This window comes from Nocardia otitidiscaviarum, assembly GCF_007362295.1.
GTDB classification, from domain to species: domain Bacteria; phylum Actinomycetota; class Actinomycetes; order Mycobacteriales; family Mycobacteriaceae; genus Nocardia; species Nocardia otitidiscaviarum.
In genome coordinates this window covers 769660-786776 of sequence record NZ_CP041695.1, presented here as the reverse complement: position 1 = coordinate 786776, position 17117 = coordinate 769660, and the positions used below count along the sequence as shown (strand labels likewise).

Annotated in this window: 15 protein-coding genes and 1 pseudogene; 8 read left to right on the top strand and 8 right to left on the bottom strand. The window is 69.9% G+C overall.

Features of this window, described 5'->3' with window-relative positions; all coding sequences use genetic code 11:
* Positions 1-198 precede the first annotated feature (198 nt).
* On the top strand, positions 199-969 hold the full coding sequence (locus tag FOH10_RS03460; protein WP_143979596.1) for a deoxyribonuclease IV: 771 nt from the start codon (positions 199-201) through the stop codon (positions 967-969).
* A 116-nt stretch (positions 970-1085) separates the two neighbouring features.
* On the opposite strand, the gene FOH10_RS03455 is transcribed toward FOH10_RS03460, so the two are convergent.
* On the bottom strand, positions 1086-2405 hold the full coding sequence (locus FOH10_RS03455; RefSeq protein ID WP_221937921.1) for an FAD-dependent oxidoreductase: 1320 nt from the start codon (positions 2403-2405) through the stop codon (positions 1086-1088).
* Between the two features lie 45 nt (positions 2406-2450).
* Here FOH10_RS03455 and FOH10_RS03450 point away from each other — a divergent pair, with 45 nt between their 5' ends.
* From FOH10_RS03450 to FOH10_RS03440, 3 genes are read left to right on the top strand one after another with little or no spacing between them, the layout of a single operon-like run.
* Positions 2451-3071 (top strand): TetR/AcrR family transcriptional regulator, encoded by a 621-nt coding sequence (locus tag FOH10_RS03450; RefSeq protein WP_143979595.1) that lies wholly within the window; start codon positions 2451-2453, stop codon positions 3069-3071.
* 58 nt (positions 3072-3129) lie between these two features.
* On the top strand, positions 3130-4341 hold the full coding sequence (locus FOH10_RS03445; RefSeq protein WP_143983835.1) for a CaiB/BaiF CoA transferase family protein: 1212 nt from the start codon (positions 3130-3132) through the stop codon (positions 4339-4341).
* Entirely contained in the window at positions 4338-5270 is a 933-nt protein-coding gene (locus tag FOH10_RS03440) for a beta/alpha barrel domain-containing protein (protein WP_143979594.1), read from the top strand. Before FOH10_RS03445 ends, FOH10_RS03440 begins: the two co-directional genes overlap by 4 nt.
* On the opposite strand, the gene FOH10_RS03435 is transcribed toward FOH10_RS03440, so the two are convergent.
* On the bottom strand, positions 5257-5517 hold the full coding sequence (locus FOH10_RS03435; RefSeq protein ID WP_143979593.1) for a hypothetical protein: 261 nt from the start codon (positions 5515-5517) through the stop codon (positions 5257-5259). The two genes, FOH10_RS03440 and FOH10_RS03435, sit on opposite strands and share 14 nt — an antisense overlap.
* Before the next feature lie 314 nt (positions 5518-5831).
* Between FOH10_RS03435 and FOH10_RS03430 the strand changes: the two genes are divergently transcribed.
* On the top strand, positions 5832-6371 hold the full coding sequence (locus tag FOH10_RS03430) for a hypothetical protein (RefSeq protein ID WP_186000700.1): 540 nt from the start codon (positions 5832-5834) through the stop codon (positions 6369-6371).
* A 324-nt stretch (positions 6372-6695) separates the two neighbouring features.
* On the opposite strand, the gene FOH10_RS03425 is transcribed toward FOH10_RS03430, so the two are convergent.
* Together FOH10_RS03425 and FOH10_RS03420 are read right to left on the bottom strand one after the other, a co-directional pair.
* Positions 6696-7817: an acyl-CoA dehydrogenase family protein gene (locus FOH10_RS03425; RefSeq protein ID WP_143979592.1), complete on the bottom strand. Its 1122-nt coding sequence runs from the start codon at positions 7815-7817 to the stop codon at positions 6696-6698.
* Positions 7818-7826: 9 nt separating this feature from the next.
* Positions 7827-8996 carry an acyl-CoA dehydrogenase family protein gene (locus FOH10_RS03420; RefSeq protein WP_143979591.1) on the bottom strand — a complete coding sequence of 390 codons (1170 nt, stop codon included), beginning with the start codon at positions 8994-8996 and terminating at the stop codon, positions 7827-7829.
* 232 nt (positions 8997-9228) lie between these two features.
* On the opposite strand from FOH10_RS03420, the gene FOH10_RS03415 reads away from it, so the two are divergent.
* Positions 9229-9984 (top strand): hypothetical protein, encoded by a 756-nt coding sequence (locus FOH10_RS03415; protein WP_143979590.1) that lies wholly within the window; start codon positions 9229-9231, stop codon positions 9982-9984.
* Positions 9985-10364: 380 nt separating this feature from the next.
* Here FOH10_RS03415 and FOH10_RS03410 read toward each other — a convergent pair whose 3' ends face one another.
* Complete coding sequence (locus FOH10_RS03410; protein ID WP_029931532.1) at positions 10365-12140, bottom strand: DEAD/DEAH box helicase; 1776 nt, start codon at positions 12138-12140, stop codon at positions 10365-10367.
* A 732-nt stretch (positions 12141-12872) separates the two neighbouring features.
* Here FOH10_RS03410 and FOH10_RS03405 point away from each other — a divergent pair.
* Positions 12873-13745, top strand: a complete 873-nt coding sequence (locus FOH10_RS03405; protein WP_143979589.1) for a carbon-nitrogen hydrolase family protein — start codon at positions 12873-12875, stop codon at positions 13743-13745.
* Between the two features lie 304 nt (positions 13746-14049).
* A complete protein-coding gene (locus FOH10_RS03400) occupies positions 14050-14694 on the top strand; it encodes a phosphoribosyltransferase (protein WP_143979588.1) in 645 nt (214 codons plus the stop codon).
* Between the two features lie 42 nt (positions 14695-14736).
* Here FOH10_RS03400 and FOH10_RS03395 read toward each other — a convergent pair whose 3' ends face one another.
* The 3 genes and pseudogenes from FOH10_RS03395 to FOH10_RS03385 all read right to left on the bottom strand — a co-directional run.
* Positions 14737-15270 (bottom strand): gamma carbonic anhydrase family protein, encoded by a 534-nt coding sequence (locus FOH10_RS03395; protein WP_143979587.1) that lies wholly within the window; start codon positions 15268-15270, stop codon positions 14737-14739.
* 431 nt (positions 15271-15701) lie between these two features.
* A complete protein-coding gene (locus tag FOH10_RS35410; protein WP_244962037.1) occupies positions 15702-16214 on the bottom strand; it encodes an alpha/beta hydrolase in 513 nt (170 codons plus the stop codon).
* 342 nt (positions 16215-16556) lie between these two features.
* Positions 16557-16784: pseudogene (locus FOH10_RS03385) on the bottom strand (serine aminopeptidase domain-containing protein); the annotation flags it as partial.
* Positions 16785-17117: the final 333 nt, after the last annotated feature.

The window sequence follows — 17117 nt, the reverse complement described above, 5'->3', positions numbered from 1 at the left end:
GACCCACCGGTGTGCGCCGTACCGCAAACGATCGGCATGATCGCGCTCGGCCGATCCGAAATCACCGAAACCATAGCAGGAGCGGCGAATCTCCCGAGCGTTCGAAAGGTCTACGGACTTATCTTCGCTCGGGCCGCTTACGCAACAGTTATGGATCGCTTGGCATGGTTGTCGGTGGGGGTCGATACGCTGACCACCATGCGTCTAGGAGCACACGTGCGGATGGACAGCGACCCCATCGGCTTCGGGGAGAAGCTCGGGGCCGATGTCATCCAGATGTTCGTGGTCGACCCGCAGAGCTGGGAGAAGCCGACACCGCATCCGCGCACCGATGAGATCAGGGCCAGCCCGATCGAGGTGGTGGTGCACTCCTCGTACCAGATCAATGTGGCCAGCGTGAACAACCGGCTACGCATGCCGTCGCGCAACGCGGTGGCGCAGCAGGCGAAGGCGGCGGCGGAACTCGGCGCGTTCGGGCTGGTGGTGCACGGCGGCCACGTGCGCTCCGATGCCGAGATGGCCGAGGGGATCGTGAACTGGCGCAAACTGTTCCAGCGCCAAGAGGACAAGGGCGGCTTCGCCGTGCCGATCCTCATCGAGAACACCGCGGGCGGCAATCACGCCATGGCCCGGCATTTCGACAATATCGCGCGGCTGTGGGAGGCCGTCGGCGACTACGACGCGGGCTTCTGCCTGGACACCTGCCACGCCTGGGCCGGCGGCGAGGAACTGCTCGGCATCGTGGACCGGATCAAGGCCATCACCGGCCGCATCGACCTGGTACACCTCAACTCCTCCCGCGACGCCTTCGACTCCGGAGCCGACCGGCACGCCAACCTCGCCGACGGCACCATCGACCCGCAACTCCTGGTGGAGGTGTGCAAGGCCGTGGACGCACCGATCGTGCTGGAAACCCCGGCCGAAGGCGTCGCCGACGACCTGGCCTACCTGCGCGAACAGGTCGGCTAGCACTCGGTCCGCAGATCACGCGGGCGGCCCGCAGCGGATGCGGGTCGACGCGGTGACCACGGGCCGGGGCGCGCACGAGCCGATCCGCCGGTGTGGCATCCGGACCGGCGGGCGAGTCAGGCCGCTGCCAGGTCGAGTACGTTCCCGCGCCGCGAACGCGCCCAGGGGACGGCGCGCAGCAGCGCCCATCGCAGCAGTGGGTTGCGGGTCGTCGCGCGGGCCATCATCCTCTTAGCGTCCGCGACCTCCGCAAACGCGTAGTCGAGCAGCTCTCGCTGATAGTCCTCGACCGCGTTGACCAGAGGCATGCCCCGCTCCGCCGCGTCGCGCAGTCGCTCACCGAGCAGTGCGGCGTCGCGCAGCGCGGTATTGCCGCCGTGCGCGTTGAACGGAGGCATGAGGTGCACGGCGTCGCCCAGCAGGGTGGCCCGCGAGCCCGACCAGTCGGTGGGGCGGACGGCCGCACGCATCGGCACCTCGAGCGTGTCCTCGATATCGGCGCGTTCCACCAGCCGGCGCAGCACCGGGTGGTAGTCACCGACCGCCGCGAGCGCCATGGCGTGCAGTTCCGCGCTGTCTCCGCGGCGGTCTGCGGGGAATGCCGACCCGGGCAGATTGACCGCCCACATCACGTAGTCGTCATCCACGGGTGCCTCGCGGTCGGAGCCGAACCTGGCGAACGCCTCCCGCGGCGATCGCGGGAACCGCATGGTGGTGAAGAAGAACGAGGATCCCGGCGCGTCCCCCAGTGCCAGCACACCGCTGTTCACCAGCGACTCGGGCACGAGTGCACGACCGTCGTGCACCAGCCGCGAGCGGCCGTAGATGGCGGTGAGCCCCAAGCGCTCCGGCTCGCAGTCGGGCAGCAATCGCTGGCGCAGTGGTGAATTCGCGCCGTCCGCGCCGACCACCAGCGCGGCGGTCACCGCGGCGCCGTCGGTGAAACGCAGCGTCGCGCTGTCGGCCGCCACGTCCACGCCCGCCGCCGCCTTGCCGAAGTGCACGCGGTCGCCCAATCCGGACAGCAGCAGCGCGCGCAGCGTCTGCCGGTCGGCCTGACGCGGCGTGCGCAGGTCCGTGCCGCCGGGACCGCCCTCGAAGGTGAGGGTGAAGACCGATCCCATCCGCTGGTTCACGAATCGGAAGTAACCCGTACCGCTGGGATCACTGGCGGTGGCCAGATAGAGCTCGAACAGGTGCGGCGGCAGACTGCGGCGCAGTGCGTCGATGCCGTACTCGTCGGTGGTGATGCGGTACCCCTGACGGCGACTGTGCGCGGATGCGTCGCGCTCGTAGACGTGCACGTCGAAGCCCGAGCGCAGCAGTGATTGAGCCAGGCAGAGCCCGCCCAGGCCGGCTCCTGCGATGGCCACGGAGATCTGTTCGGACATGGCGACTTCCTCGATATCGGTTCTCGATGACGCTCGAATAATCATCCATTTGGATGATAGTGTCAACCATCAGTACAGTAAATGACCGTCATGACGGACCGAACATCGAACGAGAGCAGCGGACGCCGCTCCCCCGCGCCGGAGGAGCGCCAACGCGATGCCGAACGCACCCGCCGCCGCCTGCTGGCCGCCGCCCTGGACGTCTTCGCGGAGCAGGGTTTCGCGGGTGCGCGTGTGCAGCGGATCGCCGACCGCGCGGGCGTGAACAAGCAGCTCATCACCTACTACTTCGGCGGCAAGGACGGCCTGTACCGCGCCCTCCAGGAACAGTGGCTGCGGCGCGAGGAAGAGTTCGCCAGCCCCGATCTCCCGCTGGACGAACTGCTCGCCGCCTATCTGCGCTCCGGTTTCGAGGATCCGCGCCTGGGCCGTCTGCTGGCCTGGGAGGGGCTGACCGAGTCGGCGGGCACGTCGCCCGCCGATCATCCCCCCGAAGATCTCTCCGACCTGCACCGTCGACAGGAGGACGGGCAACTGCCCGCCGACCTCGACGTCGGCGCGTTCCTGCTGGCGTTCATGGGCGCGGCCATGGTTCCGACGGTGCTGCCGCAGGTGGTGCGCCGGGTGACCGGACTCGCCCCGGATTCCCCGGAGTTCGAGCGGTTCTACACCGATCAGTTGCGGCGGATCATTCGCCATCTCGGCCGATGATCAGGAGCCGACCGGGGGCGGGCAGGGGGTCGCGAGCTCTAGAGTTCACGGTGTGACGATGGAGATTCGACCGCTCGACGGGGTGCGGGTGCTGGAGTTGGGGAACTACGTCGCGGCGCCGACCGCCGGGCGGATCCTCGGGGACTTCGGGGCCGAGGTGATCAAGGTCGAGCGCCCCAAGACCGGGGACGAGCTGCGGAATTGGCGGCTGTACGGCGGCGATACCTCGATGCTGTACCGGACCGTCAACCGGAACAAGAAGTCCATCACCTTGGATCTGCGCACCGAGGCGGGGCGGCGGATCGTGCTCGAACTCATCGAGCGGTGCGATGTGCTGCTGGAGAACTTCCGGCCCGGCATGCTGGAGAAGTGGGGGCTGGGGCCGGAGGTGCTGTCGGCGGCCAATCCGAAGCTGGTGATCACGCGGATCTCGGCCTACGGGCAGACCGGTCCGCTCGCGCAGCGCCCGGGTTTCGCCGCCGTCGCCGAGGCGGTGGGCGGTCTGCGCGAACTCGTCGGCGATCCGGATCGTCCGCCGGTGCGGGTGGGCGTCTCCATCGGCGACTCCATCGCGGGCATCTACGCGGCCTTCGGCACCGTGATGGCGCTGTTCCAGCGCGAGCGGGTGGAGCGGGTTCCCCTGGAGCAGCGCATCATCGACGTCGCGCTCAACGAGTCGATCCTGTCGGTGATGGAATCGCTGGTGCCGGACTATCTCGCCTACGGCATCACACGCGAACGCGTCGGCGGTCGCATGGAGGGCATCGCGCCCAGCAATGCCTACCCGTGCGCCGACGGCACCAGCATCATCATCGGCGGCAACGGGGACGCCATCTTCCAGCGCTATATGCGAGTCATCGACCGGCCGGACCTCGCCGCCGACCCGGAACTCCAGGACAATGCGGGACGCTGGCAGCATCGCGAACGCCTCGACGCCGCCATCGCCGAGTGGACACGCCGACACACCCGCGACGAGGCGCTGAAGGTGCTCGAGGAGGCGGCCATCCCGTGCGGCCCCATCTACACCGCCGCCGACCTGGTCGCCGACGAACAGTTGAAGGCACGCAATATGATCCAGCCCTTCCGCGTGGACGTCGGCGAGCCCGAACCCAAGGAGGTCGGCTTCACCGGCATCGTGCCCGTGATCGGCGGTGCGTCGCTGCCCATCCGGTCGGTCGGCCCCGACCTGGGTGAACACACCCGCGAGGTGCTGTCGGGCCTGCTCGGCATGACCGACGACGCGATCGAGGCGCTGGAGGCGGACCGATGAACCGGAACGGCGGCGCGGTGCCCCTGCTCCGTGATGTGACCCTGCGCGACGGTCTGCAACTCACCGGCAAAGTCCTTTCCACCGAACACAAGGTGGAGATCGTGCGGCGGCTGCTCGTACTCGGTGTGCCGGAGTTGGAGATCGGCTCCCTCGCCCGGCCGGACCTGGTGCCGCCCATGGCCAACAGCCTGGAGGTGGTGGCCGCGCTGAGTCCGGAGGAGTTGCGGCGGTGCTGGCTCTGGGTCGCCACTCCGCGGCATGTGGAGAAGGCCGCCGCGGCGGGAGCGCGTAATTTCCAGTACTGCTTCTCGGTCTCCGATGCCCACAACCGGGCCAATATCGGCCGTGCGACGGAGGACAGTGTGGCCGCCATGCCCGCCGCCGTCGAACTGGCGCGCGCGGTGGGCGGGCGGATTCAACTCTGTCTCGCCACGGCTTTCACCTGCCCGTTCGACGGGCCGGTGGATCCCGAGCGGGTACTGGCCATCGCCGCGGATCCCCGCACCGCGGGCGCGGACGACATCGTGCTCGCCGATACGCTCGGCCAAGCGCACCCCGGGCAGGTGGCCGCCCTGGTCGCGGCCGTGCGCGCCCGCGATCCACAGCGGCGCATCGTCTTCCACGGCCACGACACCTGGGGTCTGGGTGTGGCGAACTCCCTGGCGGCGGCCGCGGCCGGGGCCGATGTGGTGGACGGGTCGCTCGGCGGGCTGGGTGGATGCCCGTTCGCGCCGGGGGCGAGCGGCAACACCTCGAGTGAGGATCTGCTGTTCGCGACCCGGCCGGACTGGTTCACCCCGCCGGTGCTCGGTGAGCTGGTGCGAATGTCCGAAGCATTGCTGACCGAACTCGGCGAGCCGAATCGGTCCCGGACGGTCGAGGGTGCGCGGTCGAAAGCGCAGGCGTTCGAATGGGTTATCCGCGGCTGAAGTCCGCGCGTAGCCGTAACAGCACCAAACCCGCGGTGCACGCCAGAATCAATCCGGCGACGGTGATTTCGACATGTAGTCCGGCGATTCCGAATCCGGCGCCCACCAGGCCGCCGAGGAATATGAACCAGGCGAGCGCCCGGGCCAGGATCTCGGTCACCCGCCGCGGCCGGTCCGCCGCGGAATCCAGGGATTCCACGGGCTGCGCGGCCGTGCGCAGCGGGGATGTCGAGGAAGCTCCCATCATCCACTCCTAGATGACGCCCCTCGAGTTCGGCGCTCACGACTTCGTGAACCTGCGCGCGTCCCTCAGCTAATTCCGGGCGTCTCACATGTAACTTTGGTCACACATTACGGGTAGGCAACGGAATGTCCATGCGACACGGACGCGCAACACGCAGAGTTGACCAATTCGATATGTGAATTACTGCTGTTTGAGATTGTCTTGTGACGGCGGAACCCACCGCGCGGGACGGGATTCGAACCGACCGCCCGCCTGGCCCCGTCCGGCGGCCTCCATTAGGGTGAGCCCCACTCGAAACGAATGAGGAGAGCTCACCGATGGACGGCAGCAACAGCCGCGCGGACGATCACGACGAGCACCGCTCGCGACGACTGCCCGCCCCCATGATGGGCGCGGTCGCCGCCGCCGGAGCGGTCTCCCTCGGACTCGTCCTCATCGGCTCCTGCGGCCTCGACGGCGAAGACACCTACGTCGCGCCCCCTCCCCTCAACGCCGACCTCCAAGCCGCACCCACCGGCTACGCCCGCTCCAGCACCACCACCCCGGTCATCGTCATCCCGCCCTCCCCCACCTGGCGCGTCGCCGCCGACCGCCCCCCGCGCCGCACCACCACGACCACGACCACGACCACCACCGTCGCGGTCGAGCGCGACGAGGACCGCGAGTACTCCGACACCGAGACCACCACCCGCACCACCCGCCCGACCACCCCGCGCACAACGCGCCCCACCCCCAGCACCACCACCGAGCGCACCGAAACGCTCACCCGGCCTCCCACCGAAGAGCCGCCGACCACCACCGAGGATCTGCCCACCACCGTGGTTCCGACCTTCCCGGACGAAGAGAGCGGGGAGTAGCACCCGGACCGTCCCCGGCCGACCCGGCTCAACTCACCGCGCAACACTTCCCGAGGCGCACACGCACATTCAGCCGCACCGCTGCGCCGGAGAGTCCGCGCCAGGAGTGCAAGGTGGACGAGCGCAGCACACCAGGACAGGCGCGCTGATCCGACACCGACTCCTGGGAACCCCACCTCGGCAACCGGCAGCACACCCCGGCCGAAGACTCGGCGGTAGGGGCGGGGCACGACGCGGGTCGGCGGTGCGGGCGTGGAGGTCCGGCGGAAACGACTGTGGCCCCTTCGATTTCGGAGGGGCCACAGTCGTTCGCGTGGAATCCGGTCAGATTTCGACCAGGCCGTAGTCGGCGACGCGGTCGGTGAGGACCCGGAGGTGTTCCAGGTCGCCGCCGAGGGTGCGGCCGATGGCGGTCAGGCGGGCGACGTAGTGGCTGACCGGGTATTCGGTGGTGATGCCGATGCCGCCGTGCATCTGCACGGCCTCCTGGCCGATGTGCCGCGCCCCGCGCGCGACCTGGAGGCGGGCGCGGGAGGCGATCACCGGATCCACGGTGCCGTCGGCGAGGGCGGCGGTGGCGTAGTAGCTCATGCTGCGGGCCAGTTCCAGCGAGACGTACATATCCGCGGCCCGCTGCGACAGGGTCTGGAACTTCGACAGCGTGACCCCGAACTGCTTGCGGGTCTTCAGGTATTCGGTGGTGAGTCGCAGCGATTCCGCCATCGCGCCCAGGGATTCCGCGCACAGGGCGGCCTGCGCCTGAACCAACGCCGCGTCGATGGCGGACCGGGCGTCACCGCCGGTGCCGAGCACTTCGGCGGGGGTGGAATCGAATTCGAGCTGTGCGCCGCGCCGTCCGTCGAAGGTGCGGAAGGGTTTGCGCGCCACCGTATCCGCGGCGACCAGGAACAGTCCGGTGCCGCCGTCGGGCAGCGCCGCGCTGACCACCAGGGTGTCGGCGCAATCGCCGTGCGGAACCGGGTTCTTCACGCCGGTCAGCACATACGAATCCCCCTGTGCCGCAGCGGTGGTGGACAGCTCCGTGGACGGCCACCGCAGCCCGGGCTCCTCGTGCGCGAAGGCCAGCAGCCGCTGTCCGCCGACCACCTCGGGCAGCACCCGCTGCCGCTGTTCGGCGGTGCCCACGCTCGCCACCAGCGAGCCGGGCAGCAGCACCGCGTCCAGCAGCGGTTCGGGCGCGAGGCAGCGGCCGATCTCCTCGAGCACCACCATGGTCTCGACGGGGCCCGCGTCCATACCGCCGTCCGCTTCACTGAAAGCCAGTCCCAGCACGCCCAATTCGGCGAGCTGCCCCCACACGTCGCGGCTCCAGCCCAGATCGGTGTCGGTGATCTTCAGCCGCGACTCCGGATCGTAGGTGCGCGCCAGCACCTCGCGCACCGTGTCGCGCAGCATGATCTGTTCATCGGTGAGTTCGAAATCCATGGCGGCGCCTCACAATCCGAGGATGGTGGAGGCGATGATGGTGCGCTGCACCTCGTTCGACCCTCCGTAGATGCTGGTCTTGCGGTAGTTGAGGTAGGTGGGGCCGGTGATCTGCGCCCACTCCGGGGAGGCGATGTCGGCGGCGTGCACCGGCAGCGCGTCGGGTCCGGCGATATCCATGAGCAGTTCGGTGGCGGCCTGCTGCAATTCGGTGCCGCGCAGTTTCAGCACCGACGACGCCGGATTCGGCTTGCCGTCCAGCGGCTGGGAGACCACGCGCATGAGGGTCAGCTCCAGCGCCAGCAGTTCGTTCTCCAGTTCGGCGACCCGGGCGGCGAAGACCGGATCGTCCATGAGCGTGCCGCCACCCGACTTGGTCTGGGCCGCATACTCTTTCGCCAAACCCAGCTTGACCTTGGTGCGGCCGACGCCGGTGATGCCGGTGCGCTCGTTGCCGAGCAGGAACTTCGCGTAGGTCCAGCCCATGTTCTCCTCGCCGACCAGCTGATCGGCGGGCACCCGGACGTTCTCGAAGAAGACCTCGTTCACCTCGTGGTGGCCGTCGATGAGCTTGATCGGGCGGATGGTGACGCCCGGGGTGTTCACATCGAACAGCAGCATCGAGATACCCGCCTGCTTCTTGGCGTTCGGGTCGGTGCGCACCAGGCAGAAGATCCAGTCGGCGTACTGCGCCAGGGTGGTCCAGATCTTCTGGCCGTTGACGATGTAGGAGTCGCCGTCGCGCACGGCGGTGGTGCGCAGCGAGGCCAGATCGGAGCCGGCGTCGGGTTCGGAGAAGCCCTGGCACCACCAGATGTCGAGATTGGCGGTCGGCGGCAGGAAGCGCTGCTTGAGCTCCTCGGAGCCGAACTGGGCGATCACCGGGCCGATCATCTGGGCGTTGAAGGTGAGCGGTTCGGGGACCGAGGCCAGCTGCATCTCGTCCTCCCAGATGTGCAGCTGCATGGGCGACCAGTCCTGCCCGCCCCACTGCACCGGCCACTTCGGCACCGCGAGACCGTGCTCGTTGAGGATCCGATGGGTGGTGACGATGTCCTCGCGGGAGAGTTCGCGGCCGTACTTCACGCGGTCGCGGATCTCGGCCGGGATCTTGGTCCGGTAGAACTCGCGCAGTTCGTCCCGGAATGTCACCTCATCGGGTGAGAGAGCTAGCTTCATCGCGTCTCCAGGCGTTCGCCGTATGTGTTCCGCGTCTCGGTCTTAAAAGACACGGCCAAGTGGGTGTCTCAAAGCTACCACTGGGTAATGGTCGGTCTGTCACTCGCATCACACCGGCGGCGCGGGCTCATCCCCCACGCCGGGCACGCGGCTGGTAATTTGCGGGGGGATCAGCGCGCCCCGGAAAGGCATCCGGCGGCCGCGCCCATCGAAATCTCGAGGAGCAATACGAGTGAACGGCAGGACCCTCCGCCGCGCCGCGTCCGCGACCGCCATCGCGGCCACGGTGGCGCTAGGCACGACCGCAGTCGCCCACGCCGAACCCGCGGAGCCGCAGCCCTCACCCGTCGACACGGCCATCCAGCAGCTCACCGACACCGCCGACGGCAATGCCGACGCCGAGGCCGCGGTGCGCTCCACCGCCAAGGCCGCACAGCTCATCACCGCCGCCAAGCTGGGCAATGTGGCGTTCGCGCCATTCGCCTACATGGCACCCACCATCGGCTGCGGCACCACTATGCCGCTCAGCCTGACCGCGGCCTCCGCCATCGCGGGCGGCACCCCCGACAGCCTCGGCGCCGCCCCCGGCACCATCCGCTTCCAGGCCGTCGCCCAGCACTCCGGCATGCCGCTGGCCTCCGGCCTCAGCGTGGTCTGGCTGAACGTGAACAACGGCCGCAGCGGAATCAATATGCTCGACGACGTCTCCGAGTACAACCTCCCCAGCCTCTCCAAGACCGTCGACTCCGGCCCCGGCAACATCATCGCCTCCCTCTGGGGCACCATCGACTACCCCGGCGCCCGCTGCGTGGTCACCCCCACCGTCGGCCTCTTCACCGTCCCCGACCTCCCGCCCCCGGCCCCGGAAACTCCCGCCGACCCGGCAGCCCCGGCCCCGGCAGCCCCGGCCCCAGCCGACGCCGGCTCAGCGGGCGCCCCCGAACAGCCCGCCCCCGCGGCCCCGGCCGACACCCCCGCGCCGAACTAACCACGCCCCCAACCGAACCGGCTCAGAGCCCGCCACAACCCTGCGGGCTCGCCCGCTACGGCATCACCCCACCACCACCCGAGCCCGCCCGAACCGGCAGGCTCGCGCCCGGTCCGCGATCCCATACGGGACCGTTCCGCTCAGCCGCGCCTAGGACCGGCCCCACGGCGCACGTCCTTTCGCCGAGGGGGAACTGGTGGCGGACCGCTCTCGCACAATGCCGCCACAGATTCCCCCTCACCCCCAGCGGGGCGCTGGGTGGTCGGGCGCGGGGGTATCGAGCGCTGCTCGCGCACCTGGGCGGTCGTTCTAGGGAAGAACCGGGACCTTCAGCGCCGCGAATCCGCCCGGAGCGCAGCGGAGGGCAAGTCGAACCCAGCTCAAGCGCGGGGTTTGCGGCGGTCGAAGCGCTTACCGCCGTCGCGGCGGGGGGCGCGGCTCAGGGGCCGGTGTCCGGGCGGGCCGGAGTCGAGCTGGAGTTGGATGAGCTGGCCGCTGATGCGGGTGCGGCGCAGCGCGTCCAGGGTCTCCGAGGACAGGTCGGCGGGGAGTTCGACCAGGCTGTGGTCGGGGCGGATGCTGATGTGGCCGAAATCGCTGCGGCGCAGGCCGCCCTCATTGGCGATGGCACCGACGATGGCGCCGGGCACCACCTTGTGGCGCTTGCCGACCGAGATGCGGTAGGTGGCCATTTCGGCACCGGTCGCGCGGTGGCGGGACGGGCCCTCGCGGCGCGGGCGGTCACCCTCGAAGGAGCGGGAGCCGCGTTCGCGGGGGCGGCGTTCGGGCTCCGGATCGGGTTCCATGAAGAAGTTGTCGCCGTCGTGCGAGCCGACGGCCAGCGCGGCGGCGATATCCACCAGCGGGATGTTGTGCTCGCGCTCGTAGTCCTCGATGAGTTTGCGGAACAGCGCCAGGTTCGCCGCGGACAGGTTCTCGGTGATCATGTCGCCGAATTTGGCGACGCGCTGCGCGTTCACATCCTCCACGCTGGGCAGCTGCATCTCGGTGAGCGGCTGGCGGGTGGCGCGTTCGATGGAGTCGAGCAGGCGGCGTTCGCGCGGCGCGACGAACAGCAGCGCTTCACCGCTGCGGCCGGCGCGGCCGGTGCGGCCGATGCGGTGCACGTAGGACTCGGTGTCGTGCGGGATGTCGTAGTTGACGACGTGCGAGATGCGCTCCACGTCGAGGCCGCGGGCGGCGACGTCGGTGGCGACGAGGATGTCCAGCGCGCCCGATTTGAGCTGTCCGATGGTGCGCTCACGCTGCGCCTGCACGATGTCGCCGTTGATGGCGGCGGCGGAATACCCTCGGGCGCGCAGCTTCTCGGCCAGCTCCTCGGTGGCCTGCTTGGTGCGCACGAAGATGATCATGGCCTCGAAGGGTTCGACCTCGAGGATGCGGGTCAGCGCGTCGAGCTTGCGCTGATAGGACACCTGCACCCAGCGCTGGGTGATGTTGGTGTTGGTGGCCGTCTTGGCCTTGACCGTGATCTCCACCGGGTCGTGCAGGTACTGCTTGGAGATCTTGCGGATGGCGGTCGGCATGGTCGCCGAGAACAGCGCCACCTGCTTGGACTCGGGCGTGTCGCGCAGGATGCGCTCCACGTCGTCCTGGAAGCCCATCTTCAGCATCTCGTCGGCCTCGTCGAGCACGAGGTACTGGAGCTGGGTCAGGTCCAGGGTGCCGCGTTCCAGGTGGTCGATCACGCGACCGGGCGTGCCGACCACGACCTGCGCGCCGCGGCGCAGCCCGGACAGCTGGACGGCGTAGTTCTGGCCGCCGTAGATGGGCAGCACATGCAGGTCGGGCATGTGCGCGGAGTAGCGCTCGAACGCCTCGGCCACCTGGATGGCCAGCTCGCGGGTCGGGGCCAGGACCAGCGCCCGCGGCGATTTGCCGGAGACTTGCAGGCCCATGAGGATCGGAATCGCGAACGCGGCGGTCTTGCCGGTGCCGGTCTGCGCGAGCCCCACCACGTCCGCGCCGTCGAGCAGCGGCGGGATGGTCGCCGCCTGGATGGGCGACGGCGACTCGTAGCCGACATCGGCGATGGCCCGCAGAATGCGGTCATCGATGCCCAGATCGGCGAAGGACGGGCCGGTCGCGTCCCTCTCGTCGTCGATCGAAACGCTGTCGGCCGGTGAGGTGCTCATTGGCCGCAAGTTTACTGCTTGGCAGTGGTCGCCCCGACCATCGGGCCGACCGGGTGAGACCCAGATAACCGAACGGTCGGCATCGCATACCTCGGCACCACCCGAATCCCCAGCCCCGGCAGCCGTTTCCACCACCACCCCGAATCCCCACCCCAGCCGCCCCGCCGACCCGCCGCACCCGAGCACACCGCAGCCTCCACCACCCCGCCGCCCGCACCTCTTGCGGCAGCCCGCCACGACGCTCGGACACGCCCTGACATTCCACGCACTGCGGCCCGCGCGGCATCCGGGCCACACCTCAGCCCGCACGTGACGAGGTGTCGGCCTGGCGGGCACCTCCACGGCGCTGAGTGCGATGTTGGCCGCCGCCTACATCACCTGGGACACCGCCGCCACCGGACTCGCCCACCTCCGTACACACCACGACCTTCGTACACACCGCAGCATCCCGACACACCGCCGTCCGTACACGTACAGCCCCTCGCCGCCCGTCCACACCCAGACATCACGCCACACCGCAGCCTCTACACCACGGCATCCCGCAGCGCCTGCACGCCACAGCATCACGTCTGGCCGTCCGTAGACGCCGCGGTGTTTCACCGCCGCCGCGGACGCCCCGACGCGCCACCAATGCCGCGGGTGGGTTCAGCAGCGACCTTTCGGGGCGTCGAGCCGGTGTCGCGCGTATGTTCCCGGTGTCGCTGGACGCCGGAATCGGGTACTTCTGTGTGCATGAGCGCCTTCGCCCACGAACCGGCCGCCGCCGTGCACCCGGCCGACGAATCCCCCGCCGGGACCACCGTGGATATCGCGGTGATCCAATTCGGGCCCGGCACCGATGTCGAGGCCAATCTCGCGGCGCTGCGGGAGGAGGTGCGGGCGGCGGCGGAGCTGGGGGCCAAGCTCGTGGTCGCGCCTGAGTACTCCATGTACTCGGTGCAGCGGCTGGATGAGCGGGTGGTGGCGATAGCGGAACCGCTGACCGGACCGTTCGTGAGCGGATTACGGGGTATCGCAGCGGAATTCGGGGTGCACCTGGTGGCGGGTGTGGCGGAGGCGCCGGGCGGTGACCTGCCCGCCGACCGCATCTTCAACACCCTGGTCGCCGCCACGCCCGAGGCGGAGTTCGCCGCGATCTACCGCAAGGTGCACCTCTACGACGCCTTCGGGTTCCGCGAGTCCGAGGTGGTGCTGCCCGGACCGCTCGACCCGCCGCGGACCTTCACCGTCGACGGTGTGGTGTTCGGGATGCAAACCTGCTTCGACCTGCGTTTCCCCGAAGGCTGCCGCCGCATCGCCGCGGCCGGGGCGCAGGTGCTGCTGCTGCCCGCGCAGTGGATTCCCGGACCGGGCAAGGTCGATCAGTGGACCACCCTGCTGCGCGCCCGCGCCATCGAGAACACCCTGTACGTGGCCGCCGCCGACCAGTGCGCGCCCAAGGGCGCGGGTTCCTCCATGATCATCGACCCCACCGGCGGCGTGGTCGCCGAACTCGGCGAGCACGCGGGCATCGCCACGGCCCGCATCGACGTGGAATACCTGGAGAGCGTGCGCGCCACCAACCCGAGCCTGTCGCTGCGCAGGTTCACCATCGGTACCGACTGAACCCGCCCTCGCCACCACCCACGAATACCGGGTGAACGTCCCGCCCCAGCACATCGCCCCGACCCGCCCCGCACACCGACGACTCACCGGCCGCCGACCCCTGTACATCGAGCCGCCCACACGACTGAATCCCGCACGCCAATTCAGTCAGCCCCCGCCCGCCGACAACGCGGTACCCGGACAACCGCCCGGAGGGCACGGCGCATTTCTGTGCGCGCGGTGAGCCGGACCTGCCTCGGTCCGAGCCGAATCCAATGGTCTAGGAACCCTGCTGGTGGCGGGGAGCACGCCTAGACTGGGGGCGATGATCTATCCGGATCGAGTCGCCGCCGGTCGCGCGCTGGGTGGATCGCTTCGGCACCTGCGCGCGATGAATCCGCTGGTGCTGGGGCTGCCCCGGGGCGGGGTCCCGGTGGCCGCCGCCGTGCGCGACGAGATCGGCGGGGACCTCGATGTGCTGCTGGTCCGCAAGCTCGGGGTGCCATGGCAGCCCGAGCTGGCCATGGGGGCGATCGGCGAGGACGGGGTGCGGGTTCTCAATGACGACGTGGTGCGGCACACCGGTGTCACCGACGCGCAGATCGCCGAGGTCGAGCGGATCGAGCGCGCGGAACTGGAGCGGCGCCGTGAACTGCTGCGCGGCACGGTTCCGCCCCTGCCGTTGCGGGACCGGGTGGTCGTGATCGTCGACGACGGTATGGCGACCGGCGCCACAGTGGCCGTGGCCTGCGAGATCGCCGGACTGCACGGTCCACGCCGCCTGATCGTGGCCGTGCCGGTGTCCTCCGCCGAGGCGCTGCACCGCATCCGCGCCCGCGCCGACGACGTGGTCTGCCCGCTGGTGCCGCGCCACCTCGGCGGGGTCGGCGGAGCCTACGAGGATTTCCATCAGCTCACCGACGAGGAGGTCGTGGAGTTGCTCGGGCCGCGGTCTCGGCCGGGGAGGTGAGGGCGGCCAGGATGCCCGGCGAAGGCCGCACGGTGACGGCGCTCAGTCGGCGGCTATCTCGGTGACGCCGGTGCGGTGCCGCTGCGCCAGCTCCGCGTAGTAGGACGGATTGAGCTTGACCCAGCCCTCGGCGGCGGTACCCGCGATGGGCCGCTTGACCTGCGCGGGCGACCCGGCGGCGAGCACTCCGTCGGGAATCTCGGTGCCCGGAGTGACCAGCGAGTGGGCGGCGATCATGGACCCCGCGCCGATCGTCGCCATATCCAGCACGGTGGTGCCGTTGCCGACAATGGAATCCGATGCCACCGTCGCGCCGTGGAACACCACGCTGTGCGCGATGGTCGCGCCCGCCCCGATCTCCACGGTCACCTCCGGCGGGGCGTGCACGACCGCATTGTCCTGCACATTCGCCCGCTCCCGCACGATGATCGGGCCGCAGTCCCCGCGCAGCACCGCGCCGTACCAGATGGAGGCTCCCGCCTCGACCCGCACATCACCGATGAGGCTCGCGGTGGGCGCGACGAAGGCGGTCGGATCGACCACCGGCCGCTTTCCCTCGAATTCGAAGAGTGGCACGTCGTACAACGTAACCCCATCGCCAGAAAGCCGACCGCCCGGATCGAAAATCCCTGCGGCTCGCCGTGTTCGGGGCGCGCGGCACAGTCGAAGCGCGGGCCGCACAAGCGGGGCGCACGCCACACCAGCCGGGCGCAGGCCACACAGTCGGAACGCGGGCCACACAGTCGAACGCAGGCCACACCAGCCGGGCGCAGGCCACACCAGCCGGGCGCAGGCCACACCAGCCGGGCGCAAGCCACACCAGCCGGGCGCAAGCCACACCAGCCGGGCGCAAGCCACACCAGCCGGGCGCAAGCCACACCAGCCGGGCGCAAGCCACACCAGCCGGGCGCGGGCCACACAGTATCGTTCCGCCGTCCCCCGGGCAACAGCCGGAGCAGCCTGCACCGACGCGGACAGTGCCACCGACGCGGTCGAGCATCCGATGCTCACCCGGTGCCGCAGTGCGCGGCCACCCATTCCGCGATATCCGCGGTGACCTCGGCGTGCACCGGCTCGTGCAGTAGGTCGTGCCCGGCATCGGGGTACGCGCGGAAGTCGACGGAAGCCGTGCGCGCCCACCCGCGCACCCGGTCGATCGGTGCGCGCCGATCATCGACACCATGCACCACGAGCACCGGAAGCCCCTCCGGCAGCAGCGGGGCGGCGCCGCGACCGGCCACCCCCGCATCGGCCGGTCTCACACCGTGCCCGGCGTACGGCGTGCCACCGGCACCGCGCACGGAACGGGGATGCGGCGCGTCACCGGCCCCACGCGCCGACCGCGGCGGTCTGCCGTCGAATACGGCTGCCGGGGTGCCGCACAGAATCAGGCCCGCGAGCGGAGTATCAGCGACGAGCGCGAGCGCGGTGGCCGCGCCGAGTGAATGCCCCATCAGGAACAGCGGTTCCGAGCGCTGGGGTAGACGCCCGGCGGCGGACGGGACGGCCGGTCCGGGCATAGCCGCATCGGATCGCGGCGGTGTCCGCACGGATCGCGGCGCGCCCGGCGTCGACGGCAGAACCGGCGGCGCGGACTTCGGAGCACCGTGCGCGGATCCCGGACCCGACAGCTCGGTTCGCGGGGAGCCCGGAACAGCGCCCGAACCCGACGACGGAGGTCCAGAAGCACCCGGCACGGATTCCGAACCCGACGATGCGGACCACGGAACACCCGGCGCGGATTCCGAAACCGTCGACGCGGATCGCTGAGCGGTCGGTGCCGTTCGCGGGACCGGCGGCGTCGAGTTGAGCGTCGTTCGGATCTCGGTGAGAAAGGCGAGTGCGTCCGCAGCCAGTTCCGGGAGCGTGCCGGGGCGTTCGGGATCGCCTTCGCTGAGCCCGTGGCCGGAGGTGTCGAGACACCACAGCGATATCCCGGAACTCACCAGACCGGCGGCGAACCGGTGATAGTGGCCACTGTGCTGACCACTCCCCGGAAGGAGCGCAAGCGCACCAACGGACGGTTCGGCCGGCCGGTGCCGATAGTGCAATCGCCCCCGGGGCCCCACGAAGTACGGCACAGCGCCCATCCTCCCAGAGGCATTCACCATCGAGGGGGAACTGGTGGCGGGGCCTTCTCGCACGATGCCGCCACGGATTCCCGCTCGCGGCAGGCGCGGGGACGCGCGAGGTGCGACACGCCGACGTGGTGGGCGGGGTTGCGGGGTTGTGGGCGGGGCGGGAGCGGGGGTGAGGCGGGGTGGGGGGACGAGTCGTGTTGTCGCGCAACGTCGCCCGGGAGGGGTTGCCGACGGGGGGATGGAAAGGGACGGGGTGGGGGGTGAAGTGGCCGCTACCTCGTAACACACCGGTCCGCTTCCACTTACTACGCTGTTGCGCGACTCGGCACGCAAGGGTGCGTG

Excerpts from the sequence above, each read along its gene's own strand:
- FOH10_RS03460 (WP_143979596.1), top strand. The coding sequence starts at position 199 with ATGCGTCTAGGAGCACACGTGCGGATGGACAGCGACCCCATCGGCTTC.
- FOH10_RS03455 (WP_221937921.1), bottom strand. The coding sequence starts at position 2,405 with ATGATTATTCGAGCGTCATCGAGAACCGATATCGAGGAAGTCGCCATG.
- FOH10_RS03450 (WP_143979595.1), top strand. The coding sequence starts at position 2,451 with ATGACGGACCGAACATCGAACGAGAGCAGCGGACGCCGCTCCCCCGCG.
- FOH10_RS03445 (WP_143983835.1), top strand. The coding sequence starts at position 3,130 with ATGGAGATTCGACCGCTCGACGGGGTGCGGGTGCTGGAGTTGGGGAAC.
- FOH10_RS03440 (WP_143979594.1), top strand. The coding sequence starts at position 4,338 with ATGAACCGGAACGGCGGCGCGGTGCCCCTGCTCCGTGATGTGACCCTG.
- FOH10_RS03435 (WP_143979593.1), bottom strand. The coding sequence starts at position 5,517 with ATGATGGGAGCTTCCTCGACATCCCCGCTGCGCACGGCCGCGCAGCCC.
- FOH10_RS03430 (WP_186000700.1), top strand. The coding sequence starts at position 5,832 with ATGGACGGCAGCAACAGCCGCGCGGACGATCACGACGAGCACCGCTCG.
- FOH10_RS03425 (WP_143979592.1), bottom strand. The coding sequence starts at position 7,817 with ATGGATTTCGAACTCACCGATGAACAGATCATGCTGCGCGACACGGTG.
- FOH10_RS03420 (WP_143979591.1), bottom strand. The coding sequence starts at position 8,996 with ATGAAGCTAGCTCTCTCACCCGATGAGGTGACATTCCGGGACGAACTG.
- FOH10_RS03410 (WP_029931532.1), bottom strand. The coding sequence starts at position 12,140 with ATGAGCACCTCACCGGCCGACAGCGTTTCGATCGACGACGAGAGGGAC.
- FOH10_RS03405 (WP_143979589.1), top strand. The coding sequence starts at position 12,873 with ATGAGCGCCTTCGCCCACGAACCGGCCGCCGCCGTGCACCCGGCCGAC.
- FOH10_RS03400 (WP_143979588.1), top strand. The coding sequence starts at position 14,050 with ATGATCTATCCGGATCGAGTCGCCGCCGGTCGCGCGCTGGGTGGATCG.
- FOH10_RS35410 (WP_244962037.1), bottom strand. The coding sequence starts at position 16,214 with ATGCCCGGACCGGCCGTCCCGTCCGCCGCCGGGCGTCTACCCCAGCGC.